The organism is Lactobacillus sp. ESL0680 (assembly GCF_029392855.1).
In the GTDB taxonomy this organism is placed as follows: Bacteria; Bacillota; Bacilli; order Lactobacillales; family Lactobacillaceae; genus Lactobacillus.
The window spans coordinates 1,357,250-1,380,673 of the sequence record NZ_CP113945.1; the positions used below are offsets into that span (position 1 = coordinate 1,357,250).

24 protein-coding genes and 1 riboswitch are annotated in these 23,424 nt (G+C 39.8%); of the genes, 6 read left to right on the plus strand and 18 right to left on the minus strand.

The features are described 5' to 3' along the window. Nucleotides 1–9 precede the first annotated feature (9 nt). The 9 genes from murF to rbsK all read right to left on the minus strand — a co-directional run bounded on the left by murF (nt 10) and on the right by rbsK (nt 7,403). Complete coding sequence (murF, locus tag OZX58_RS06565) at nt 10–1,377, minus strand: UDP-N-acetylmuramoyl-tripeptide--D-alanyl-D-alanine ligase (RefSeq protein WP_277140717.1); 1,368 nt, start codon at nt 1,375–1,377, stop codon at nt 10–12. A gap of 127 nt (nt 1,378–1,504) precedes the next feature. Further along, on the minus strand, nt 1,505–1,753 hold the full coding sequence (locus OZX58_RS06570) for a type B 50S ribosomal protein L31 (RefSeq protein ID WP_277130533.1): 249 nt from the start codon (nt 1,751–1,753) through the stop codon (nt 1,505–1,507). Nucleotides 1,754–1,868: 115 nt separating this feature from the next. Beyond that, a complete protein-coding gene (locus OZX58_RS06575) occupies nt 1,869–2,714 on the minus strand; it encodes a transporter substrate-binding domain-containing protein (RefSeq protein WP_277140719.1) in 846 nt (281 codons plus the stop codon). 9 nt (nt 2,715–2,723) lie between these two features. Continuing rightward, nucleotides 2,724–3,464 carry an amino acid ABC transporter ATP-binding protein gene (locus tag OZX58_RS06580; RefSeq protein WP_277140721.1) on the minus strand — a complete coding sequence of 247 codons (741 nt, stop codon included), beginning with the start codon at nt 3,462–3,464 and terminating at the stop codon, nt 2,724–2,726. A gap of 9 nt (nt 3,465–3,473) precedes the next feature. Further along, nucleotides 3,474–4,145 (minus strand): amino acid ABC transporter permease, encoded by a 672-nt coding sequence (locus tag OZX58_RS06585; RefSeq protein ID WP_277140722.1) that lies wholly within the window; start codon nt 4,143–4,145, stop codon nt 3,474–3,476. Continuing rightward, a complete protein-coding gene (locus tag OZX58_RS06590) occupies nt 4,126–4,785 on the minus strand; it encodes an amino acid ABC transporter permease (protein WP_277130525.1) in 660 nt (219 codons plus the stop codon). The genes OZX58_RS06585 and OZX58_RS06590 overlap by 20 nt, the downstream gene beginning before the upstream one ends. Before the next feature lie 380 nt (nt 4,786–5,165). Continuing rightward, nucleotides 5,166–6,053: a GRP family sugar transporter gene (locus tag OZX58_RS06595; protein ID WP_277140723.1), complete on the minus strand. Its 888-nt coding sequence runs from the start codon at nt 6,051–6,053 to the stop codon at nt 5,166–5,168. Between the two features lie 15 nt (nt 6,054–6,068). Continuing rightward, complete coding sequence (rbsD, locus tag OZX58_RS06600) at nt 6,069–6,464, minus strand: D-ribose pyranase (RefSeq protein ID WP_277140724.1); 396 nt, start codon at nt 6,462–6,464, stop codon at nt 6,069–6,071. A gap of 24 nt (nt 6,465–6,488) precedes the next feature. Next, a complete protein-coding gene (gene rbsK / locus OZX58_RS06605) occupies nt 6,489–7,403 on the minus strand; it encodes a ribokinase (protein ID WP_277140725.1) in 915 nt (304 codons plus the stop codon). A 188-nt stretch (nt 7,404–7,591) separates the two neighbouring features. Between rbsK and OZX58_RS06610 the strand changes: the two genes are divergently transcribed. Continuing rightward, complete coding sequence (locus tag OZX58_RS06610; RefSeq protein WP_277140726.1) at nt 7,592–8,887, plus strand: amino acid permease; 1,296 nt, start codon at nt 7,592–7,594, stop codon at nt 8,885–8,887. Between the two features lie 143 nt (nt 8,888–9,030). Here OZX58_RS06610 and OZX58_RS06615 read toward each other — a convergent pair whose 3' ends face one another. The 5 genes from OZX58_RS06615 to guaA all read right to left on the minus strand — a co-directional run bounded on the left by OZX58_RS06615 (nt 9,031) and on the right by guaA (nt 14,114). After that, nucleotides 9,031–10,068, minus strand: a complete 1,038-nt coding sequence (locus OZX58_RS06615) for a hypothetical protein (protein WP_277140727.1) — start codon at nt 10,066–10,068, stop codon at nt 9,031–9,033. Between the two features lie 336 nt (nt 10,069–10,404). Continuing rightward, a complete protein-coding gene (locus tag OZX58_RS06620) occupies nt 10,405–11,436 on the minus strand; it encodes a DUF4097 family beta strand repeat-containing protein (protein ID WP_277140728.1) in 1,032 nt (343 codons plus the stop codon). Continuing rightward, a complete protein-coding gene (locus tag OZX58_RS06625) occupies nt 11,433–12,086 on the minus strand; it encodes a DUF1700 domain-containing protein (protein ID WP_277140729.1) in 654 nt (217 codons plus the stop codon). Before OZX58_RS06625 ends, OZX58_RS06620 begins: the two co-directional genes overlap by 4 nt. Further along, complete coding sequence (locus OZX58_RS06630; RefSeq protein ID WP_277130514.1) at nt 12,070–12,393, minus strand: PadR family transcriptional regulator; 324 nt, start codon at nt 12,391–12,393, stop codon at nt 12,070–12,072. The genes OZX58_RS06625 and OZX58_RS06630 overlap by 17 nt, the downstream gene beginning before the upstream one ends. Before the next feature lie 164 nt (nt 12,394–12,557). Next, a complete protein-coding gene (gene guaA / locus OZX58_RS06635) occupies nt 12,558–14,114 on the minus strand; it encodes a glutamine-hydrolyzing GMP synthase (protein WP_280923782.1) in 1,557 nt (518 codons plus the stop codon). Nucleotides 14,115–14,299: 185 nt separating this feature from the next. Then, nucleotides 14,300–14,396: riboswitch (purine riboswitch) on the plus strand. Nucleotides 14,397–14,478: 82 nt separating this feature from the next. Here guaA and OZX58_RS06640 point away from each other — a divergent pair. The 5 genes from OZX58_RS06640 to OZX58_RS06660 all read left to right on the plus strand — a co-directional run bounded on the left by OZX58_RS06640 (nt 14,479) and on the right by OZX58_RS06660 (nt 19,139). Continuing rightward, a complete protein-coding gene (locus tag OZX58_RS06640; protein ID WP_277140731.1) occupies nt 14,479–15,057 on the plus strand; it encodes a xanthine phosphoribosyltransferase in 579 nt (192 codons plus the stop codon). Further along, a complete protein-coding gene (locus tag OZX58_RS06645; RefSeq protein ID WP_277140732.1) occupies nt 15,057–16,340 on the plus strand; it encodes a nucleobase:cation symporter-2 family protein in 1,284 nt (427 codons plus the stop codon). The genes OZX58_RS06640 and OZX58_RS06645 overlap by 1 nt, the downstream gene beginning before the upstream one ends. A gap of 182 nt (nt 16,341–16,522) precedes the next feature. Then, a complete protein-coding gene (locus OZX58_RS06650) occupies nt 16,523–16,645 on the plus strand; it encodes a hypothetical protein (RefSeq protein WP_277140733.1) in 123 nt (40 codons plus the stop codon). Nucleotides 16,646–16,921: 276 nt separating this feature from the next. Beyond that, nucleotides 16,922–17,044 (plus strand): hypothetical protein, encoded by a 123-nt coding sequence (locus OZX58_RS06655; protein ID WP_277140734.1) that lies wholly within the window; start codon nt 16,922–16,924, stop codon nt 17,042–17,044. 682 nt (nt 17,045–17,726) lie between these two features. Then, nucleotides 17,727–19,139 (plus strand): C69 family dipeptidase, encoded by a 1,413-nt coding sequence (locus OZX58_RS06660; RefSeq protein WP_277140736.1) that lies wholly within the window; start codon nt 17,727–17,729, stop codon nt 19,137–19,139. Between the two features lie 95 nt (nt 19,140–19,234). On the opposite strand, the gene OZX58_RS06665 is transcribed toward OZX58_RS06660, so the two are convergent. From OZX58_RS06665 to OZX58_RS06680, 4 genes are all read right to left on the minus strand, one after another. Then, nucleotides 19,235–20,509 carry a UDP-N-acetylglucosamine 1-carboxyvinyltransferase gene (locus OZX58_RS06665; RefSeq protein WP_277140737.1) on the minus strand — a complete coding sequence of 425 codons (1,275 nt, stop codon included), beginning with the start codon at nt 20,507–20,509 and terminating at the stop codon, nt 19,235–19,237. A gap of 125 nt (nt 20,510–20,634) precedes the next feature. After that, on the minus strand, nt 20,635–22,254 hold the full coding sequence (locus OZX58_RS06670; protein ID WP_277130501.1) for a CTP synthase: 1,620 nt from the start codon (nt 22,252–22,254) through the stop codon (nt 20,635–20,637). 133 nt (nt 22,255–22,387) lie between these two features. Further along, the gene (rpoE, locus tag OZX58_RS06675; RefSeq protein ID WP_277130500.1) at nt 22,388–22,948 is read right to left on the minus strand and encodes a DNA-directed RNA polymerase subunit delta; all 561 of its coding nucleotides are present in this window, start codon (nt 22,946–22,948) and stop codon (nt 22,388–22,390) included. A 46-nt stretch (nt 22,949–22,994) separates the two neighbouring features. Further along, the gene (locus tag OZX58_RS06680) at nt 22,995–23,399 is read right to left on the minus strand and encodes a DUF1934 domain-containing protein (protein ID WP_277130499.1); all 405 of its coding nucleotides are present in this window, start codon (nt 23,397–23,399) and stop codon (nt 22,995–22,997) included. Nucleotides 23,400–23,424: the final 25 nt, after the last annotated feature.

Sequence of the window (23,424 nt, forward strand, 5' to 3'; positions counted from 1 at the left end):
AAATTCTCCTTATCTAAGCCGCTCTAATACTTTCTCAAGGTGCATCCCATGTGAACCTTTTAAGACTACAATGTCGTGCGGCTTAATATCATTCTTCAGTGCTGCAATCATTTGCGGCATCTGATCTTCTTTATAATAATGTAAATTCTCTGGCGCGTATTTGCTCTTTAAAGCAGCAGCTAAGTTATTCATCTCAGCGCCAAATAAATATACTTCGTTAATCACTTGGGGATCAAGGCTATCGGCTAAATCCGCATGTAAACTTGCAGAACGCTTGCCAAGTTCCAGCATATCACCCAAGACGGCAATGCGGCGGCTGCCTTCCGGAATCTGAATTTGACCAAAACTGGTTAAAACAGCCCGAACAGCGGTTGGGTTAGAGTTATAGATATCACTCATGATATCTTCACCAACGTCACCTTTTTCCCATTCCATTCTGTTGGCAGTCGGCGTAAAGTTAGCCAATGCCGCAGCAATTTCTTCATCGCTTTCGCCAAAATGCCGACCAACGCAAAGAGCTGACATGGCATTAGAAACATTGTGCTTACCAATCATTGGGATTGAAAACTGCTTTTGCGAACCGTTAATTGTAAAGGTAGCGTGGTGCTTATAACTTCTAAAGCCTGTCGCATAAACTGTATCATCTTTTGCAAAACCAAAGGTAACTTTTGCTTGGTTAATTTTGGCACTACGTTCACGTAAAAGCGGTTCATCCCCGTTATAGATGAGTTCCCCGTCCTCACGCAAAAAGTCAGTGATTTCCATTTTGGCATCAGCAATACCTTCACGGGAACCCAAAAATTCAATGTGAGCTTCACCAATCATGGTAATGACAGTTACGTCAGGATGCGTTAACTCACTTAAATGATGCAATTGACCAGCATGATCCATACCCATTTCCAAAACCAAAATTTCTGTATTTGGCTTCATTTCCAAAATGGTCATCGGCACACCGATTTCATTATTAAAGTTAGCATCGGTCTTGTGCACGTTGAAACGTTTAGCAAGTACCGCAGCCGTCATATCCTTGGTTGTTGTCTTACCGTTAGATCCGGTAATGCCAACAACAGTCGGGTTAACCTTGTTTAAGTAGTATTGCGCTAATTTTTGCATGCTTAACAGCGGATCATCGACTTCTAACACGGCAATAGCTGTCGGTTTATCAGCATGGCCCTTCTGCCATAAAGTTGCGCAAGCTCCGTTAGCAATTGCACTATCAATGAAGTCGTGACCATCGCGTTCGCCCATTAGTGGGACAAACAAGCCGCCAGCTGTAATTTTTCTTGAGTCAAAGGCAACCGAAGTAATAACTGTTTGTTCATCGCCTTCACAAGTTGAATTGATTGCTTTGGCAATCTCTGCCAGTTGCATTTTCATCTATATTCTGCTCCTAAAAAAGAAAGTCCGTACAGCAATTATTACACTTAATCTCGATTTGGTATAACAATTTAGCTTCACATAAAAAAACAGCCCCAATGGGACTGCTTCCACCAGATCAAAGGTATTACTTGTTGTTCATACCATACTTCTTGTTGAACTTTTCGATCCGACCATCTGCTTGAGCAAACTTTTGCTTGCCTGTGTAGAATGGGTGAGAATCTGAAGTGATTTCAACGCGAATTAATGGGTAAGTTTTACCTTCGTATTCTACTGTTTCCGTTGGCTTCAAAGTTGAACCTGCAACGAACTTAGCACCTGTAGCTGAGTCCATAAAGACAACTTCTTGGTAATCTGGATGAATGCCTTGTTTCATGTTTATTACTCCTTTTGCCATGACCTTATTTCAAGCCATAGATTAATCGATTAACGTTAACTACTCTAACATTTTTGTCAGTAAAATTCAAGCCTTAATCTTTTTTGCATTCAGGTTAATTTAAAACAATGTCACTTGGCTTAATTTCGCTGCCAAAGTACGGCTTTAATTCTTGATTATAATCATTAACAAAGAACTTTTGTCCATTCAACTTAGTGATTTCCTTGTTAGTCCAAGTTAATAAAGACTTGTTGCCCTTCTTGACGGCTGGAGAAATAAATTGGTTCGGGCCAATGTTCTTAATGCCAACAGTATAACTGGGGTTCTTCTTAACCCAAGCATAAAGGTAAGAATTATCATCAGCTAAGGCTGCTGCCCGCTTATTCTTAATTGCATTAAATTGCTGGGTCTTGGAGTCAAACTTCAATAAGTTAACGCCGCTCTTCTTAGCAAAATAGTTTTCTGCAGTAGTCCCCTTAGTAACAATTAAGCTCTTGCCATTCAACTCACTAGCCTTAGTGATTGGCGCATTCTTAGGTGAAATCACCCCAACAGAAACCTTCATGTAAGGTTTGGCATAATCAATAACCTGCTTACGTTCCGGTGTAACCGTGAAGTTAGCCAAAACTAAGTCGGCCTTATTGGAATTTAAGGTGTCGACACGGTTGTTGGCGTTGACTTGAATAAACTTAATCTTTACGCCCATGTCCTTAGCCATTTGCCGTGCCAGCCGCACATCGTAACCGACCCGCTTACCATTGGCATTAACCCAGCCATATGGCGGCAAATCGCCAAAGACAGCTACACGTAATACCCCGCGCTTTTTAATGGCAGTCACGCTGCTATCATTATTGCCTGCCGAATGATTACTTGATGCTTTAATTCCAAAGAAAGCTGCAATTGCAATAATTACAACAACTATCACACCAATAATTGTATTTCTTGTCTTATTCTTCTTCATTGTTTCTCCTTAAAAATCCATACTTGTTAAAAATTCTTGCGCCCGGTCAGTCTGCGGTTTAGCAAAGAACTGCTTTCCTGGCGTATTTTCAATAATTTTGCCGTCTTCTAAAAACAATACCTGATCCGCAATTTGCGCAGCAAAGTTCATTTCGTGCGTCACGATAATCATGGTCATGTGGTCTTTTTTCGCCAAAGTCGTCATGATTTGTAAAATACCACGCACCATTTCCGGATCAAGTGATGCCGTCACCTCATCAAAGAGCATCACTTCTGGATGCATTGCCAAGGCCCGGACAATCGCAATCCGCTGCTTTTGCCCACCGGACAATTCTCGCGGATAGGCATCAACGTACTTAACTAACCCAACACGATCGAGCAGCTTTAATGCTTCATCTTTAACTTCTTCTGCTGGGCGTTTTTGCACCTTAGTTGGTGCCAGCAAAATATTTTCCATTACTGTTAAATTGGGGAACAAGTCATAACTCTGAAAGACCATGCCGATTTTTTGACGTAACTCTTGCCAGTTCTGATCGGTCGGGGTGATTTTTTGTCCCTTAAAATAAAGCGCACCTTCATTAAATTGCTCAAGCCCATTAAGACACCTGAGCAAGGTACTTTTACCTGATCCTGATGGTCCAAGCAAAGTTAACACTTCGCCTTCTTCTAGCTTAAAGTTGATGTCATGCAATACCTGACGGTCGCCGTAAAACTTATTTAAATGTTCAACTCGTAAAATTTCTTTTGCCATTTATTTCACCTACTTTTTCGCAGCCAAGCGTTTGGCCCAAGCTGATAATGGATAATCAATTACAAAATATAAAATAAAGATCAAACCATAAATCCAAAAGACAGCATTTGGATACTGCTGGTTGTTAGCTTCAATAATCTGCTGACCAACGGCAATCACGTCAATGATACTAATTGTCATCAACAGCGAGGTCGTCTTAATGACCCGCGTTGCTAAATTAATCGTTGCTGGCAATTCTAGTTTGACTGCTTGTGGCAATAAGACATAGCGGAATAGCTGCAGGCGGCTTAACCCTAATGCTAGACCTGATTCTTTCTGCGATACTGGTACCGACTCAATTGCTCCACGCACGATATCGCTAAATTCTGCGGCAACCCACAAGGAAAATGCCAAAACAGCCATCCAACTCGCCGACCAATTGATGTGCAGCTGCCGCGGCAGGATGTAATAGACTAAATACAGCAAGACAATTGTTGGTACAATCCGGAAAAATTCAAGGTAGAGCCGTAAGATAAAGCGGACAAACTTATTAGGCAGTGTCCTTAGAACACCAAAAATAGTTCCTAAGATTAAACCCAAAATTAAGCTAACGGCCGCAATCCAGACAGAAGTCCACAGTCCCTGCATGATCCGGGCAAAATTGTCCCCAGCAAAGAAAACATTAATCGCCGAATGTGCCATAACGAACTCTCCTTTCCAAATAATTGAGGAGCAAGATAACCGGAATTAAGATAATTGCATAGGCGATAACCAGCACCAGCAAGTATTCGTTAGAACGGTAATACATCCCAATTAAATCTAGCGCCGTATTAGTTAATTCTGGAATTGCAATTACTGAGAAGATTGAAGTTTCCTTAATTAAAAAGATAATGTTCGCAGTCAAAGCCGGCATACTGAGTGCAAACCCTTGAGGGAAAACAACGTAGCGGGCTAACTGCAGCTTACTCATTCCCAGTGCCTTGCCGTTATCAATTTGATTAGCATTGACTCCCGTAAATCCGCCGGTAAAACCTTCTGCCATATAAGCGCCACCCAAGAAAATCAGTCCGATAATGCCACATGTTTCTGCCGACATTTTCAAACCAAAAACGGGAAACGCATAATATAAGAAAAATAATTGAATTAACAACGGCGTGTTCCGGGCCAATTCGACATAAGCTGTAAAAATTTGACACAGTATGGGTACCTTAAAATATTGCACTAAACTGCTAACTATACCGACAATAATCGAACCTACAATCCCGACTAGCGACAGCCAAAGAGTCAATTCAAAGGCTTTGCCGAAGACTGGTAAACTCTGAGAGATAATCTGCCAGCTCATCTTTTCCCCTCACTTCCTAGCAAAAAAGGACCTGTCAATTACGCAAATTAACAGGTCCTTATTAAAAAGCTGCGAATACATTTAAATTCGCAGCTTTCCAACTATTAACGATCATTAAAGCGAAATTAACTGCAAAAACAGACTGTGGCCATTGATTTTAGTTGAACATTCAGTGAGACAGTTTTGTAATTTTTGCATGATGTTAATCCCTTTCTTACTTATTATCTGTAAGTATCTTATATGCTAAACTTGTACTTACTTTTTGTCAATTGTTTAGTCTTACCTAATCGAATGTTTTTGCGTTAGAACGAAAAAACCACAGCTTCCTATGAGTTGTGGTTTTAGTTTCTACTATTATGAATTTATTCTTGTTTATTTAGTTAGATAAATTCTGTTACGGCAGCGGCAACCAAAATAATGATTAAGCCGACAACCGTCACAGCCATTTCCTTCTTCGTCTTTTTCTGACCTAAGAACCAGATACCGGTTAAGGTAGCCAAAATAACTGAAGTCTGTGATAAGACAAAGCCAGTTGCCAAGCCGTTCATGTTAGGCTGGGCTGAAATCAAATAGGTTAATGCCGCAAAGGCAAAGAAGAACCCCGCAAAAATCTGCTTGTAGGAAACAAGTTCCGTAAAAGGATTCTCACTTTTATCTTTAATAGCAACATAGATGCCATACACAATCCCTGTCAATAACATCCCAATCGCTTGCGGTAAAAAAGCATGTTGACCATTAACGTGGGCAGCTTGCGGTGCAGCAGAATATGCCCAGTAACCAATCTCACCAAATAACAACCAAAGCGTTGCCTTTTTAAGCAAACTTGATTTTTGCGCAGTCTTCTTTTCTGACCAAACTGTCATATAGGCGCCAAGAATGATTGCTACTAAGGCAATTGCTCCAACTATTTTAGCTGGGATTCCCGGCCAATCACCAAGGGCAATTACGCCCCATAATGAAGCACCTAGCAATTGGAAGGCTGTCGTAATTGGCATCGCCCGCGAAGAACCGACTAAACCAAAGGACATGAACGTCACAATCTGAGCACTTGCCCAGCCAATTCCAGAAACAATGGACAATAAGAGTGCCGTTCCAGCCGGTAATGTGTAGCCGCCTGCAATTGCATAGACCAAACCAAAGATAAAGGTCCCAAGCGTGGTACCTAAAATCTGGTTAGCAGGCTTGCCGCCGATTTTAGATGCGATTGTCGGGAACAGTCCCCAGCCAAGGAGCGGACCCAAACCAACTAATAATGCAGTAGTATTCAATTTTTTCTCCTAGCGTTAAAAGACAACGTTACTTTCAAGCAAAATATTCGCAAATGGCGTCATTTCACCGGTTCTGACAAAGGCCTTGCAATCCTTCAAGCTTTCTTTTAATTCCTCATGCGTAATAAATTCAATTGGCATCTCTGGCAGACGCTCCTTGATTTGCGCTAGCATTTCCGGATTTTCCGTTTTAATTTCACTAGCCAAAAAAATCCGCTGAATCCCCAATTCTTCAAGAACGTTGTTGAGCACGTCCATGAAGCTAGGAATCCCATTAGTGACAGCCAAGTCAATCTTTTCTGTACCCTTAGGAACCGGCGTGCCGGCATCACCAATTGCCAACTTGTCAAAATGCCCCATGGTGGCAATCACGCGCGATAAATCTGAATTAATCACTTTTGTCTTTTTCATTTCAATCCACTTTCTACTACAAAGTTACTTAACTTGATCGATTTCCTTCTTGTACGGAATTGACGGCTGGGCACCATAGCGCTGCACCGTTAACGACGACGCTTTGTTAGCAAACACAATTGCCTCACGCAAATTAGAAAAGTCTGGCTTTAACAAACTCGACATCGCACCAATAAAGGTATCGCCGGCAGCAGTTGTATCAACAGCCTTAACTTTAAAAGCAGGAACCAGTTCGCTCTGCCCATTAAAGTCATAAAAAGCACCCTTGGAACCAATCGTAATAATTACTGCAGCTATTCCAAGGTCATGTAACTTAGCAGCAGCCTGCTTGGCGCTAAGTTCATCCGTAACATGAACCCCAGTAATCGTTTCAGCTTCAGTTTCATTTGGTGCAATCATATCCGTCAATTGCAGCAATTCTCTTGGGATTTCAGTCATTGCTGGTGCCGGATTCAAAATTGTTTTAATTCCGTGAGCGCGAGCAATCTCAAAGCCCTTAATTGTTGCCGCAATTGGCGTTTCAAATTGAGCAATCACAAAATCACTGTCTGAAATCAATGCACTCTTTTGCGCAATGTCATCAGAACCAAAGGCATAATTGGCACCAGCATAAATCGTAATTGAGTTCTGACCTTCATCGTCAATCGAAATAAAGGCTTGACCCGTTGACTCATTCTCAATTGTCGCAATTCCAGAAACATCAATGCCTTCTTCTTTAAGCAAATTCAGCATTTCTGTTCCCGGTGCATCAGCGCCAACGGCACCAATAAAGCGGGTCGCACAACCAGACCGTGCTGCCGCAACCGCTTGGTTAGCACCCTTACCTCCAGCAGCAGAATAGTGTTCCTTTGCATGGATTGTTTCGCCCGGCTTAACCATTCGCTCAACCCGCAAGTTGGTATCAAGGTTAATACTGCCGATAACCGTAACCTTATTCATCTTTCTCTCCTCTATAAACTGCCAAAGCCTTTCGGCTAATTAGTCTTCATCCAAATAATAGCATACTTGTAATTGCTTTCAAACATGCTAAATATATTTATAAACATGTTTATGAACCGCAATCTTAGTCTTTTGCGTTAATTTAACCTATAATGTTGAAGTTATTTTAAATTATTAAGGACTTGATTATGAAAAGACAACTCACATTATTCGCCGCATTAGCTACGGTCATGGGAACCATGATTGGCGGCGGGGCTTTTTTCAAAATTGCTAGTGTTTCCGCATTGACCCATAATGCTTGGCTGAGCATCCTTGTTTGGCCGCTGGCTGGGTTCATCACCCTAATGGCTGGGTTAAGTGTTGCAGAACTTGCCGCCATTTTCCCCGAAGACGGCGGACCGGTCAAATACTTGCAAGAAATTTACGGACCCAAGATTGCCTTTCTCTTTGGTTGGTCACTAATCATCATTTACTATCCCGCTAATATTGCCGCCCTTTCAATTGTCTTTGCGACGCAATTAAAGCAAATTCCCAGCTTCAGCAATTTTTCTACTACTGGTGTGGCACTTGTTGTTATGGCGACTGTCCTGCTGGTTAATTGGTTCGGCTCTAAACTAAGCAGTGAGGTACAAAAGCTGGCGTTAATTATCAAGTTGTTGCCGATTGCCGCAATCATTATCTTTGCCGTGTTCAGCGGCAGTCCTAACCAATTAGCTAGTGCACCATTGCCTCACCTTAACTCTGCTAACGGCGCTGCCTTCGGCCAAGCTCTATTGGCGGTTCTTTTTGCTTATGACGGCTGGCTCAGTATTGGTAATTTAGCTGGCGAAATTAAAAATCCGGCCAAGACCTTATCGCGGGCCATTACTTGGGGCGTGTTCGGTGTTACCATCATTTATACTCTGCTCAATTGGGGTTATCTTAGAATTACTCCGTGGTCTAAAATTGTGGGTAATCAAGGAGCTGCACTGCTTACCGCTCAGCGATTATTTGGTAATTTTGGTGGACTAATTATCAGTATTGGTATCTTAGTATCCGTCTTTGGCGCTATTAACGGTCACCTCATGGTCGGCTCCAGAATGCCATATACCTTAGGTAAACAAAATAAATTACCGGCGGCGAATTTTTTTGCTAAATTAAATCGTAAAACCATCGTTCCAACTAACAGCATGCTTTTTGAATGTGCAATTGCAGCCATCATGATTTTTTCCGGTACCTTTGACAGCTTAACCGATATGCTAGTCTATGTTTCGTGGATTTTTTCAATTCTATTATTTGTTGGTGTCTTCATTCTACGCCAAAAGCAGCCCGAGTTAACGAGACCATACAAGGTACCCCTCTTCCCGTGGCCACCAATCCTTGCAATTATCGGCGCCTTGTTTATTGTAATTAACACCACCCTAACTCAGCCCGTTTTGGCAGTTATCGGTATCTTGCTAACATTAACTGGCTGGCCAGTGTATTTGTGGGTAGAGAAAAAATAAAATCAAATAAAAAGGCTAAAAACGTGAAGTTTTTAGTCTTTTTTGCTATTTAATAATTTGCTTGTATTTTTAATGTGTTAAATTAATAGAGCTTTCTTTTCAATAGAATTTTACTACTAACCTAATTGGCTATCTTAAAATTCCTAATTTTGATTATCATTACTACTTACTTGATGAGCCTCCTTATACGCCTCACGAGCAAGATAATTAACGTCATCAGCAAGACTATCGACGTCCTTAGCAGTATTACCAGTGTTTGTTGCAACTTGCTGAGATAAATCAATGTCTTGATCAAGTTTGTTAAGTGCTTGTTGTCCCAAATTATATAAATTGTTTTCCATATGTTTAACGTCATTAGACACAGAATTCATCATTTCTCTATTCTCATCTTGTATTTTTTCTTGTCTAACTTCACTTATAATTAAATTAATTGTACTTTCAAAATCATGAGAACGATGCTGTCTAAGAAGTTTAATCATTTTACTTATTAAATCAGTATTACAATAAGCCTGATCCACATCACTTAACGTGGAAAAGCAATCCAAATCTTCAGAAGGCAGTTGCTCAATTTCCTTATTCCAATCCTCCATATACTTTTTTGCTTCTTGCGTTCTATCAGCAAATTCAAAAAGTTCATCTTTAGCCAATTTATTGCGCTTGAGAAGTAACCGATCTTTTTCTTCATTCCGCTTATATTGAGTTTTTGAAATCTTTCTATTTTTAAAAAATATATAAATCAGATATCCTATTAGTCCGTAAAACATTACTGTAAATATTATTGTACAGAGTCCATTTATTAGATTACCTAATAAACTTAAAAAGATAATTTTTAATAATATACTTCCGAATGCATGAAGTATTATTAGAGCAATTACACCCAAAAGCAATAATTTCCATGTTGATTTTTCAATTCGAATTTTCTTTTTGTCTGGAATACTATTTATTTCATTTATTCGACTCTGAAGATCCTTTATCTTCTCGTTTTCATTTAATCTTTCAGCAAGTTTAGGATATGTATCAGAAAGTTCATCTTTGGTATATAAGTCATAAGCCTTATTCGCTATGTCACTAACTAATTTTCGATATTCATTGCTATGGCTTTCTTGAAAATCTACAACATTAAATGCATGACTTAAAAAATTAATTAGTTCATTTCTATTTAATTTGTCAATATCTATCATATTATCCTCTTAACTAACAAATATACTTTTACTACGCCGTTTGCAAAATCACATCAGCTAAAACTTTGCCATACAACCAACTATCTAATCGATAAATTATGACTAAACTTTTATACTTTTTAAAACACCAACAAATTTATGCTTACCATTAAAACTCTCCTGTACATAAATATCGTTAGCAATTTAATAATATTCTTTTTTGTTTTTAAATCAATAAGATTTGCTTTTTTCGTTAAAAATATAAAAGGAAGACAATTCAAATTGTCTTCCTTTTATAATTGCTAAACATGGTCAGTAATATTTAGTCGTAACGTTACATTTACACAATAAATATATTTATTTAATAATGATACTTTCATCGCTAGATTCAGCTTTAATTGTTCCTACTGGCTTAGCTACTTTCTTAGTAAAACTAGTATAGTTAGCGAAATTACGACGAATTCTCTTACCACGGAAAGTTATCCAACCTTCTCTTGGCGCAACTAAATCATAGTTAACATTTGTTGGACTGTGTTTTATCATTAATGAACTCTGTTTAAGATTATTTTTACCAATAAATTTGTCACGAGACATGTGCAGACCTCCATCTTTGACAGAGACTTTCGTTGTGTCAAGCTGACTGTTATTTATTGTGACATCACCTTCATTAGCATAAATTTTGCCATGGTGAAATTCTGATGAATAAGCTTCAAAGCCACCAATGGCATGAATTATTATTTGCTTTTTTGCGACTAACTTATTTATTTCTAGCATACCTGAACCTGAGCTAATATTACTCTTATCAAAAGTACAATTATCAATATCCATATCAGACATATCGGTACTAATCTGCGCTTGTTTTACTTGCAAATTATGCAGCTGTAAGTCATCTTGTTCATTATAGTCAGCAATACCAACTACTAATTTTTGCAAATTTAAATCCGCGACTTTTAAGCTCCCTTGCGTATTATTGTCCTCAATCTTAGTTAAGGCTGTCTTAGTTGGTACCGTAATTTCAACTTCTGGACGTTGCTTATAAAACTTCCAATCAATAGCAATTGGATAAGTTTGGTGCCGTTGACCTATTACTATTTTGTCTTTTACCTTGTTAACAACAAGTGAATGTTCTTTAGTATCAATCACCTTAATTTGATATTTATTGCCGCGATGAATCCGATAATCGACTTCACCAGTATTTAATTCAACCTGACTAAATTTCTTGTAAGGTAAAGTTCTTTCATGTGAAAAGGTTTTGGCATCAAGTACCTGAAAGTTAGTCAAATCCGTCCCAACGACTGGCTGCAAACCACCATTAATATAACCAGCAATTATTAAAATCAAACCAATTATTAAAGTTGCAGCTCCTATTTTATAAAATCGTTTCATCATTTGGCCTCCTTATCAGTTTTAGTTTGGTAGTAACGCTTCTTAAAGATTTTTTTACCCAAAAAGCGGGCAAATTGTGCACATTTAGCAGCTAAAAAACGAACAGTTTGGATAATCGCCGGGACGATAAACAGGCAAATACTGAGAATTATTAGGCCAGCACCCAAATAAAAGCAGCCTGCAGCCCAAGAACTCGCAAATAGCAAGTTCAAGCCGATAAAAATTCCGACCACACCACCGACCAAAAGACCTAGAGCCAAACCAATGAAGCCAAGCAGAATTCCAATGAAGGCACAGAATAAGCCAAGAAAAATTGCAGTTAATGTAATTCCGATGATTATTCCCGTAGGAATCGCGCAAATACCAACAAAAATCCGCCAAATTGTGTGTAGACTCTGTGAAGAAGATGCAGTATCTTCAGTCGCAGCAGTTGTCCCAGTTTCAGGCTGATCGTTAATTACGTAATCGGCCACAATTTTACGTGCTAATTGTTGCGGTGTGCCTAATTCTTTTTCAATTGCAGCCCGATTTTGAAAATCACCATCTAACAAGAACTCACGGTAAAATTCCAGCACATCATTGCGATCTCCAAGAGGCAAGGATGACAAATTTTCTTCTACTTCCAAAATGTAGTCATTAATTATTTGTTCCATTTTTCTCTCCCAATATTTGATTAACCTTCGTGCTAAAGTTTAGCCATTCTTCTTGCACAGCTGCTAATAAGGTCAGGCCAGTTTCCGTCAACTGATAGTAGCGGCGATTACGGCCCTGATATGGCTGATCGTAAGTTGTCAGATAGCCGTTCTTCTTTAGTCGTCTTAACACAGGATAGATTGTTGATTCAGAGATATCGAAAGTTCCTTGAACCTTCTGCGTCAACGCATAACCATACAGGTCTTCATCTTTTAAAAACGCAAGAACAGCACCATCAAGTAGTCGTGTTGGTATTTGAATTGCCATATTGTTTCTCCTCTCTATATTATATTTCATATAATATTATCGTAAATTAAAAAAGTCAACAGATATTTAAATAAGTTGGCTTTTTTATCAAAAAAATTATTCAGATTACAACAAATAAGCCACTAATGAACTAAATTTCATTAGTGGCTTTATCTATTTAAATATTATTCCCATTCAATCGTTGAAGGTGGCTTACTCGTGACATCATAGACCACGCGGTTAATATTCGGCACTTCATCAACAATTCGGGTGGAAATCTTCTGTAAGACATCCCATGGCAGATGGGCAAAATCCGCGGTCATGCCATCAATTGAAGTTACTGCCCGAATACCAATTGTATAGTCATAAGTTCGACCATCACCCATTACACCAACGGACTTAATACCCGGCAAAACAGTAAAGTATTGCCAGACCTTTTCTTGCAGTCCAGCTTTTTTGATTTCGTCCCGCAAAATAGCATCACTCTCGCGTACCAATGCCAGCTTATCTTCTGTTACTTCACCCAAAACACGAATCCCAAGTCCTGGACCAGGAAATGGCTGCCGCCAAACTAGATCATGCGGAATACCTAATTTTTCGCCTAATTCACGCACCTCGTCCTTAAATAACTTGCGCAAAGGCTCGATTAATTTAAAGTGCATATCTTCCGGCAAGCCGCCGACATTATGGTGTGACTTGATTGTTTGTGCAGTGTTAGTTCCACTCTCAATCACATCAGTATAGAGTGTGCCTTGAGCCAAAAAGTCAGCATCAGGGATTTTTTGTGCCTCTTCATTGAAGACTTCGATGAACTCCTTACCGATGATTTTGCGTTTTTGCTCAGGATCGGTAACACCCTGGAGCTTATTTAAGAAGCGGTCTTTAGCGTTAACGCGGACGATGTTCACACCTAAGTCGCGGCTAAGAGCTGCCATCACCTCGTCGCCCTCGTTTTTGCGCAACATACCATGATCCACAAAAATTGCGGTCATTTGGTCGCCGATTGCCTTATGGAGCAGCGTCGCGGTCACGCTAGAATCAACACCGCCAGACAATCCCAGAATTACTTTTTTATCGCCAACTTCGGCACGAATATCGGCAATTTTTAGTTCAATAAAGTCGGTCATTGACCAATCAGCCTTGGCTCCACAAACCTTGAAGGCAAAGTTTTTCAAAATATCAAGGCCATATTGCGTGTTGCGCACCTCGGCATGGAACTGAATACCGTAAAATTTAGCCAAATTGTTGGCAATTGCTGAAATTGGACAATTCTTACTTGAAGCAACCGTTGTAAAACCGTCCGGCGCTTGTGTAACCAAGTCACCGTGGCTCATCCAGACATACTCATCTTCTGGCAAATCACTAAACAAAACGGCACTCGGGTCCTCAACCTTGATGTCGGCACGACCATATTCAGAATTATTCGCTGGCTCAACCTTGCCACCCAAATAGTACGACATCAGCTGCATCCCGTAACAAATTCCCAAAATAGGAATCCCCAACTTAAAAATTTCAGGATCAACTTTTAGCGCGTCTTCAGCGTAAATACTGTTTGGCCCACCAGAAAAGATAATCCCCTTAGGATTAATCTTTTTAATCTCTGCCATACTAATATCGTGTGGCAATAATTCTGAATAAATACCAAAATCACGCAGCCGGCGCGTTATTAATTGATTATATTGACTGCCAAAATCTAAAACAATAATTTCATCAAAGTCACTGATTTTTTTCTTCACGGCCATCCCCAAATCCTTTGTAAAGCTATACTGTAAATTTAGTTAAACCATACTAGGAATTATGATTGCGGTCAACCATTTTCTTCCCAAAATATTTTTAAAAGCGAATTATATCCTATATATGCAAAAAATAATTCGTTTTTAAAATAAAGTTTATTCTTGCATGCCCTGCCTAACTCTGTTAGAATTCATTCAATACATAAATATTAATCTATATATTGTCGTAATCAGGTCGACAGTTTCTACTCAGAACCAAAATTCTGAACTATGGATTAAGCAGCAACTTTTAGCGGTCACACTGACCCCTTTTAGGGACCTCTTTTACCATAGTTTTGGTAGAAGCGGCCCCTATTTTTTCAAGGAGGAAAACGTGAAGTTACTAGAAGATCGCATTAGACGTGATGGTGAAGTTTTACCCGGAAATGTCCTGAAAATTAACTCGTTCTTGAATCATCAAGTTGATCCAGAATTGATGATTGCCTGCGGGCAGGAATTTGCCCGCCGCTTTCAAGATAGTGGCATCACCAAGGTCTTAACTTGTGAGGCTTCCGGCATTGCACCCGGCATTATGGCGGCGTTCGAATTACGCGTGCCCATGATTTTTGCCCGCAAGAAGAAGCCGTCAACACTTAACGATGCGGTCTACTGGGCCGACGTTTTTTCTTATACCAAAAAGGTCACCAACAAAATCTGTGTTGAACAAAAATTCCTGCATGAAGATGACACGCTACTAATTATCGACGACTTTTTAGCTCATGGCGAGGCTGTTAAGGGCATGATTAATATTGCCGAGCAGGCTCACGCCAAAATTGCCGGCGTTGGTGTTGTCGTTGCCAAAACTTTCCAAGGCGGCAATGATTGGATTAATGACCACAATTATCGCTTAGAAACTCTGGCAAATATCACTAGCCTAGCTGATGGCGAAGTTCACTTTGCAGGTGAAGAATAATGCCCAAACAAGAAGTTAGTCACCAAAAAGCTGCAGTACTTGGTCTCCAGCATCTCTTAGCCATGTATTCCGGCGCCGTAGCTGTGCCACTACTAATCGGCAGTGCATTAAAATTCAATGTCGGACAGATGACTTATCTTGTTTCTATCGACATTTTTATGTGTGGCCTTGCCACACTCTTGCAATTGATAAGCAACAAGTTTTTTGGTATTGGCTTTCCCGTTATTTTGGGGTGTGCCGTTCAAGCCGTTGCTCCTTTACAAATGATTGGCAAGAAATTCTCAATCAATGATGTGTATGGCGCAATTATTGCCGCTGGGATTTTTGTTATTCTAATTGCTGGTATCTTTGCCAAAATCAAGAAATTTTTCCCGCCAGTCGTCACGGGCACGTTAATTACAACAATTGGTCTAACCCTAATCCCTGTTGCTATTCAAAACATGGGCGGGGGCAATAGCACTGCCAAAGATTTCGGCAGTGGTCAGAATTTACTTTTAGCATTTGTAACCTTGGTGGTTATTTTAGCCTTAGAAATTTGGGCAAAAGGATTTTTACATTCAATTTCCGTATTAGTCGGGTTAATTGTCGGTACGATACTTGCGGCCTGCATGGGACTAGTTTCCTTTGAACCCGTTTTGCAAGCTTCATGGTTCCACTTGCCGCAATTATTTTACTTCGGTGTACCGCACTTTGAATGGTCATCAAGCCTGACGATGATTATCATCGCACTGGTTTCCATGGTCGAATCTACTGGCGTCTTCTTTGCGACCGGCGATTTAATCCACCATAACGTCAGCGAAGAAGACCTCAAAAAAGGTTATCGTGCTGAAGGATTAGCGCAAATCTTTGGCGGCTTATTTAATGCCTTTCCATACACTACATTTTCTCAAAATGTTGGTCTGTTGCAACTATCGGGAATTAAGACTAAACGGCCAATTTATTGGGCTGCAGGATTATTAATGGCAATGGGTCTGCTGCCCAAGATTGGCGCGCTTGTTACTATTATCCCCACTCCCGTTTTAGGTGGCGCAATGCTTGTGATGTTCAGTATGATTGCCGTTCAGGGCATGAAAACTTTAACTAAGGTTGATTTGAACAACAATAACAACATTTTAATTATTGCCATCTCAATCGGCTTAGGTCTCGGGGTTACCATTTACCCGCAAATATTCCAAAATTTGCCGGCAACAATCCAGTTGTTCCTATCCAACGGAATTGTGATTACCAGCCTATCAGCAACTATTCTCAACTTGCTGCTTAAGGGGAAAACTACTAAACAATAATCTTCTATTATGTAAGTATGTTTTCTTTTCTTAGAAAATACTTACCTGCACCTAAAAAGGAGCTGCTTCAATTTAAAGTGGCTCCTTTTATTTACTATACACTATTTATTTCCTGTTACAGTATTTGCTATAATTAATTGTCACTGCCAGCCCTCCTGTATTACCAGAAGGGAGGTGAGAAAATGAATTCATTTTTCATGGCTTTTGTGGTTGCTTTTATTCAAAAATTGGCCGCATGGTCCTTTGAAGAAATAATAAAGTTAATATCACACTTTATTCGCAACCATGGTGGTGACAAGAAGTGATATATCTGCTCTTAAGTAGCAAAAAAAAGCATTACTAAGTTCCATTTAGTAATGCTTTTTATTTTGCTTTGAGAAAACAAATTCATTTTTCTGGTATGCTTATATTTTAGCACAGATTACTTAAGTTGTTAACTTTATCGTTGTTTGCAAGATTTCCCAGATTTTAACTACCTGCAGCTTTTATTTACTATACACTATTTATTTTATATTACAGTATTTGTTATAATTAATTATCACTGCCAACTCTCCTGTCTCACCAGGAAGGGAGGTGAGAAAATGAACTGGCTTATTAAAGCGTTTGTGATTGCACTTATTCAAAAATTAGCCGTATGGTCTTTTGAAGAGATAATAAAGTTAATATCACGCTTTATTCGCAATCATGGCAGTGGTCAAAAGTGATAGTGTTATTCTTTCTGAATAACAAAAAAGCATTACTAACTTCTACTTAGTAATGCTTTTATTTTTGAGAAAATGTACTGGTTTATTCTCGCGTATCTATATTCTAGCACAGATTTGCTTAAGTTGTTAACATTATCTTTATTTACAAAATTTCCCAGGCTTTAGCTTACTTGCACCTTTTATTTACTATACGCTATTTATTTTCTATTACATTATTTGTTATAATTAATTGTCACTGCCAACCCTCCTGTTTCACCAGGAAGGGAGGTGAGAAGATGGTTTGGCTTATTAAGGTTTTCGTGATTGCTCTTGTTCAAAAATTGGCCGTGTGGTCTTTTGAACAAATACTAAAGTTAATATCACACTTTATTCGCAATCATGGCAGTGACCATAAGTGATAGTGCTATTCTTTCTGAATAACAAAAAAGCATTACTAAGTACAAGTTAGTAATGCTTTTATTTTTGAGAAAATGATCTGGATCTCTCTAGGTTTTCCTTATTTTAACACAAATTTGCTTAAGATGTTAATAGACACATCAAAATTTCATTAGCATCTGTTGTCTAATTAATACCTTCTTTGCTTACAAAATAACACTAATTATTAATTTGAACTTATTTAGATTGCCAGATAGCCCTTACTTTTAATACAATAGTAGGTAAAGCAAACAGAAAGGATTTATTTATGAAACAAACAGAATGTACCACAATTTTAGTTGGTAAAGATGCTTCACTCGATGGCTCAACCATGATCGCACGTAGCGAAGATGGTGGCAGAACCATTATCCCTGAAGGATTTGAAGTTATTACACCAAACAAACAACCTAAGCACTACGAAAGTGTCATCAGCCACCAAAAGATTGACGATGACGACCTATTGGCTAACCCGTTACGTTACACCAGTGCTCCTGACGTCTCTGGCGAAAGCGGTATTTGGGCAGCTGCCGGAATTAATTCCGATAACGTTGCCATGACTGCTACCGAGACCATTACCACCAATTCCCGAATTCAAGGAATTGATCCATTGACTGCAGAAGGCGGCCTTGGCGAAGAAGACTTTGTCACTTTAACATTACCATATTTGCATTCAGCACTTGACGGTGTTAAGCGTGTCAGCTACTTACTTGAAAAATACGGCACTTACGAAATGAACGGTATGGCTTTTGCCGACAAGGATGAGATCTGGTACCTAGAAACTATCGGCGGCCACCACTGGATCGCACGGCGGATTCCAGACGATGCTTACGTAATTGCACCTAACCGCTTAAATATTGACGAATTTCACTTTGGTCAAGAAGGCTTCATGGCCTCAAACGATTTAGAAGATTTAATCGCTGAATACCACTTGAACCCTGACCGTGAAGGCTACAACATGCGTCACATCTTTGGCAGCTCAACTATTAAGGATGCCCATTATAACAACCCACGCGCATGGTTTGTTCACAACTACTTTGATCCTGAATTTGGCGGCAAGCCAAGCGACCAAGACCAACCATTCATCTGTCATGCTAACCGCAAGATTAGTATCGAAGATATTGAATGGGTTGAAAGTTCTCACTACCAAGATACACCTTACGACCCTTATGGTACTGGAACAGATGCCGAAAAGAAAACTTTCCGGTCAATCGCACTTAACCGTAACTTTGAAACCCATATTTTGCAAGTAAGAAATGATGTTCCTGCAGAAATTGCCGGCGTCCAATGGCTTGCCTTTGGACCAAACAGCTTCAACTGCATGGTGCCATTCTACACTAACATTTCAACCACTCCTGCTAGCTACCAAACTGGTGCTAAGTTCGACTTAAACAAGATCTTCTGGTTGAATAAGTTAACGGCACAACTCGGCGATACTAACTTTAAAGTTTACGGCGAATTGGAAACTGACTTTGAACAAAAATCACAGTCTGAATGTCACATGATCCAACATGAAACTGACAAGAAGGCCAAAGATTTATCCGGTCAAGAATTAACTGATTTATTAGATCAAGCTAACCAAAAGATGGCTGACCAAGTGTACAACAACACGATTGAACTCCTTGGCAACATGGTTGACGAGGGTCACAGTCTAATGACTTTGAAGTATGACTTACTTGACTAATTATTTAACAATTTAACAGGCAGCAGAGTAATTACTCTGCTGTTTTTTTGAACAAAAAAGCTTGAAGCAAATTGCTTCAAGCTCTTTTGATTAACTTATTTTTCTGGTACATCTTGAATGGTGACATCAGCACCAAGCAAGCGAAGTTTTTCCTGAACACGGTCATAACCACGTAAGATATTGCCCGCATTATTAATAACGGTCGTTCCGTCAGCCATCAAGCCAGCAATCATCAGGCAAGCGCCGGCGCGAATTTCGCCAGCGGCTACTGTTGCCCCATGCAGCTGCTTAGTTGGATAAACTAAAATAATATCATCCTCGGCTTTAATATCTGCACCCATCTTGCGCAATTGCTCGATGTGACCAATCCGTTTAGGATAAATGCGGTCGATAATGACACCCTCACCATTTTTAGCTGTTAATAAGAGCGGCGTTACCGGCTGCTGCAAATCTGTTGCAAATCCCGGATAAGCTGCCGTCTTAATCTGCGTCATTCTGAGTTCGCCAGCTGGATAAACAAACAGTGAATCTTCATCTGCATCGATGACTACGCCCATTTCTTCAACCTTAGCCAGGTATGAATCAAGGTGTTCTTCAATAATATTATGAATACGAATACCATTACCCATACAACCGGCTAATGATATATAAGTACCAGCCTCAATTCGATCGGGAATAATTGTGTGCGGCGTTTGCGCACGCAATTGCTCTACTCCTTCAATCCGAATTGTATCAGTCCCAGCACCGCGAATAATGGCCCCCATATTATTGAGAAAAGTTGCTAAATCAATAATTTCTGGTTCTTTAGCAGCATTATCAATTACTGTTTGACCATGCGCAGTTACGCTAGCCATAATAATATTCATCGTTGCCCCTACTGAAGGCATCTTCAGGTGAATTGTCGCACCATGAAGTCCATCTTCGGGAGATTTAATTGTTATTTGATCGTTTTCATTTTTTACACATGCGCCTAAGGCTTCAAAGCCCTTAATATGCTGGTCGATGGGACGCGGCCCAATATCATCCCCACCGGGAAAGCCCACAACAGCCTTACCAAAACGGCCAAGCAACGCGCCCATAAAATAATATGAGGCGCGCAAGCTTTTGATTTTACCGCTTGGTAATGGGCTCATCTTAATGTTTACTGGGTTAATGTGCAATGTTGTTTCGTTAAAATCACTCTCAACATCCATTTCACTCAATAAATCCATTAAGTTGTCAACGTCAGCAATCCTTGGAACACCTTCCAAAGTTACTGGAGTACGCGACAAAATCGATGCTGGAATCAGTGCGACAGTTGAGTTTTTAGCGCCACCAATCCAGACATCACCCTGCAGGGGCTTTCCACCATGAATTATCATTTGCTTCATTGGCGAAAAAATCCTTTTCTATTTTCGATTAATCATAATAATGTTAAAGGAATTTTACAGAAAAAACAAGAGAAGACCTCTGTCTTCTCTGTTCAAAAATCAGATTTTTGTATTATTCAAACCGATTAAAATTTTTCTGCTGGCAAACCACTGGCAGCACCAATGAATGCTTGGTAAAGTCCTTCTGGTCTTTGTGGTCTACTCAAAAATTCTGGGTGGTATTGAGCAGCAACAAAGAACTTGTTCTTAGTAATTTCAACAACTTCAACCAAATGATTATCAGGTGAAACACCAGCAATCGTCATACCGGCCTTTTCAAAGGCATCACGATATTCGTTGTTAAATTCGTAACGATGCCGGTGACGTTCTTGGATGACATCTTGATTGTCGTAAGCAGCAGCGGTCTTAGTACCCTTCTTCAAGGCAGCTGGATACAGACCTAAACGCAATGTTCCACCAATGTTTTCTTCATCGCGCTTGTCAGCCATAATGTCAATCACGTTATGCTTGCCGTCAGGAGTTACTTCACCAGTATTAGCGTCCTTAATTCCTAAAACATTGCGGGCAAACTCAATTGTGGTTAATTGCATTCCTAGACAAACACCAAGGAATGGGATGTCATTTTCACGAGCATACTTAATTGCCGTAATCATTCCTTCATAACCACGGCTGCCGAAGCCACCAGGAACAATTAAACCATCTGAATCTTTCATGAAGTCAGCAATGTTATCTTCAGTTACATCTTCAGCTTGAACCTTGTCAACTTCAATCTTAGTGTTGTACAGGTAACCAGCATGTTGCAAAGCATCAGTAACTGAAATATAAGCATCTTCAAGTTCAACGTACTTACCAACCAATGTAATCTTAGTTGTGTACTTCAAATTCTTAGCACGTTCGTCGAGCTTCTTCCATTCTTCCATATCAGCTTCTTGCTTTGGGCTGTCTAAATGTAAGAAGTCACAAACCTTTTGGTCCATGCCTTGCTTTTGGAAATCAAGCGGCAAATCAAATAATGAAGGTGCATTAATTGATTCGATAATCCGGTCAACTGGAACATCAGTAAAGTTGGAAATTTTGTCCTTGTGTTCTTGGTCAATTGGCATTTCAGCACGTAAAACCAACATGTTAGGTTGAATCCCAATACTGCGCAATTCAGCTACTGAATGTTGAGTTGGCTTAGTCTTCATTTCCTTAGCAGCATGTAAGTATGGTACTAATGTACAGTGAATGTACATGACATTGTCTTCGCCAACCTCACGACGCATTTGACGAATTGCTTCCATGAATGGTGTTGACTCAATATCGCCAACTGTACCACCGATTTCGGAAATAACAACGTCAGAATCAGTTGTAATTCCGGCACGCATAATCTTTTCCTTAATCATGTCAGTAATATGTGGAATTACTTGAACTGTTGCACCATGGTAGTCACCACGACGTTCTTTCTCCAAAACTTCCTTGTAGATCTTACCAGTTGTAACGTTGGAATACTTGCTAGTGCGCACATCTACAATTCGTTCGTAGTGGCCTAAGTCAAGGTCGGCTTCTGTACCATCATCGGTAACAAAAACCTCACCGTGTTGATATGGGTTCATTGTTCCCGGGTCAATATTGATGTAGGGATCGAATTTTTGCATGGTTACTTTCAAACCACGGTTCTTAAGCAGACGTCCGAGACTTGAAGCGGTTATTCCTTTACCAAGGGATGAAACAACGCCACCAGTAACGAAGATATATTTTGTCATTAGCCAAACTCCTTCTTAAATAATATCCAGAAAAATAATTAATAAATAAAAAAGCTCCCAACAAAGGGAGCATAAACGCACATAAGGTGCCCAAATAAAATACTATCTATTTTGACCAGAGAAGTCAAGAAAATTATTCTTCTTCCTCGTCTTCATCTTCATCATCGTCAAGTTCTGACAATTGACCTTCAATGCCATCTGGCAATTCTTCTTCCTCGTCATCAGTTGTGGTGCCGAAGTCTTCGTCGTCATCACCAAAGTCGTCAGTATCATCAGCGGCAGTGGCATCTAAGTCTTCGTCTTCTGGATCATCGTTATCGTAGTCAATAATATCATCGCTACCAGTTGCGCTAGCCAGGAAGGCGTTAACCTTTTTATGGTGTGAACGAGTATCTTCCTCGTCCTCATCTTCTGGGTGGTTAACCTCTTCATCAACAGATTCGTATGGGAACCATGATCTTAATGCCCAAACATTCTCACCCATTGAGATGAATTCACCATTAGTGTTCATATCCGTATAAAATTGCGGCAGGCGTTCGCGAATTTCTTCGTCACTTTCACCTAAGAATTTTTGTACGGCATTTACTATATCGGCAAAAGCCATTCTCTTATTATTATCTTCTAAAATTGCGCGAGCAACTTCAATCATTGATAGTTCGTTACGATTTTTGTCTTTAAAGTCGTTTAATCCCACAATTGCATTCCTCTCTTTTACCAATCTTTATTATTTTACTAGGCGTTTAAGTAAAAATCAACGTGACAGTATAATTACCTACTAAGTATAGACCACTAAAGAGGTCATATTCAATTCGAAGTTCTTGGGAACCATCATTTTTAGAGAAAAATTTAATTTGGTTGGTGGTACTGGTTAAGTCCATCTGGTAACCCGCGGCAACATACCGACAGGCTTGCTGCTCGCCCAAGCGAAAATGCAGCTGCGAATAATTCTGCTCGTCAGGTTGCCGGCGGATAATTACGTCCCCAGTCTTAATCAAGATTTTAACCGGAATCTTGTCATCTTCAAGATAAGAGACTCGGGTAATTGCACCATCTTGCCTCAGTTCACCCACTGCTTTTTTAGTAAATGATTCTGTCTCCTGCTCCTGCCTAATTGTACTTGTAAATGTCACCGCTACTTTAGCCATCCTGCTAAAACCCCATCTATTCTTA

What these genes read in the sequence shown, in the direction of transcription:
- murF (WP_277140717.1), bottom strand. Translation starts at nt 1,377, where the DNA reads ATGAAAATGCAACTGGCAGAGATTGCCAAAGCAATCAATTCAACTTGT.
- OZX58_RS06570 (WP_277130533.1), bottom strand. Translation starts at nt 1,753, where the DNA reads ATGAAACAAGGCATTCATCCAGATTACCAAGAAGTTGTCTTTATGGAC.
- OZX58_RS06575 (WP_277140719.1), bottom strand. Translation starts at nt 2,714, where the DNA reads ATGAAGAAGAATAAGACAAGAAATACAATTATTGGTGTGATAGTTGTT.
- OZX58_RS06580 (WP_277140721.1), bottom strand. Translation starts at nt 3,464, where the DNA reads ATGGCAAAAGAAATTTTACGAGTTGAACATTTAAATAAGTTTTACGGC.
- OZX58_RS06585 (WP_277140722.1), bottom strand. Translation starts at nt 4,145, where the DNA reads ATGGCACATTCGGCGATTAATGTTTTCTTTGCTGGGGACAATTTTGCC.
- OZX58_RS06590 (WP_277130525.1), bottom strand. Translation starts at nt 4,785, where the DNA reads ATGAGCTGGCAGATTATCTCTCAGAGTTTACCAGTCTTCGGCAAAGCC.
- rbsD (WP_277140724.1), bottom strand. Translation starts at nt 6,464, where the DNA reads ATGAAAAAGACAAAAGTGATTAATTCAGATTTATCGCGCGTGATTGCC.
- rbsK (WP_277140725.1), bottom strand. Translation starts at nt 7,403, where the DNA reads ATGAATAAGGTTACGGTTATCGGCAGTATTAACCTTGATACCAACTTG.
- OZX58_RS06610 (WP_277140726.1), top strand. Translation starts at nt 7,592, where the DNA reads ATGAAAAGACAACTCACATTATTCGCCGCATTAGCTACGGTCATGGGA.
- OZX58_RS06615 (WP_277140727.1), bottom strand. Translation starts at nt 10,068, where the DNA reads ATGATAGATATTGACAAATTAAATAGAAATGAACTAATTAATTTTTTA.
- OZX58_RS06620 (WP_277140728.1), bottom strand. Translation starts at nt 11,436, where the DNA reads ATGATGAAACGATTTTATAAAATAGGAGCTGCAACTTTAATAATTGGT.
- OZX58_RS06625 (WP_277140729.1), bottom strand. Translation starts at nt 12,086, where the DNA reads ATGGAACAAATAATTAATGACTACATTTTGGAAGTAGAAGAAAATTTG.
- OZX58_RS06630 (WP_277130514.1), bottom strand. Translation starts at nt 12,393, where the DNA reads ATGGCAATTCAAATACCAACACGACTACTTGATGGTGCTGTTCTTGCG.
- guaA (WP_280923782.1), bottom strand. Translation starts at nt 14,114, where the DNA reads ATGGCCGTGAAGAAAAAAATCAGTGACTTTGATGAAATTATTGTTTTA.
- OZX58_RS06645 (WP_277140732.1), top strand. Translation starts at nt 15,057, where the DNA reads ATGCCCAAACAAGAAGTTAGTCACCAAAAAGCTGCAGTACTTGGTCTC.
- OZX58_RS06650 (WP_277140733.1), top strand. Translation starts at nt 16,523, where the DNA reads ATGAATTCATTTTTCATGGCTTTTGTGGTTGCTTTTATTCAAAAATTG.
- OZX58_RS06655 (WP_277140734.1), top strand. Translation starts at nt 16,922, where the DNA reads ATGAACTGGCTTATTAAAGCGTTTGTGATTGCACTTATTCAAAAATTA.
- OZX58_RS06660 (WP_277140736.1), top strand. Translation starts at nt 17,727, where the DNA reads ATGAAACAAACAGAATGTACCACAATTTTAGTTGGTAAAGATGCTTCA.
- OZX58_RS06665 (WP_277140737.1), bottom strand. Translation starts at nt 20,509, where the DNA reads ATGAAGCAAATGATAATTCATGGTGGAAAGCCCCTGCAGGGTGATGTC.
- OZX58_RS06670 (WP_277130501.1), bottom strand. Translation starts at nt 22,254, where the DNA reads ATGACAAAATATATCTTCGTTACTGGTGGCGTTGTTTCATCCCTTGGT.
- OZX58_RS06680 (WP_277130499.1), bottom strand. Translation starts at nt 23,399, where the DNA reads ATGGCTAAAGTAGCGGTGACATTTACAAGTACAATTAGGCAGGAGCAG.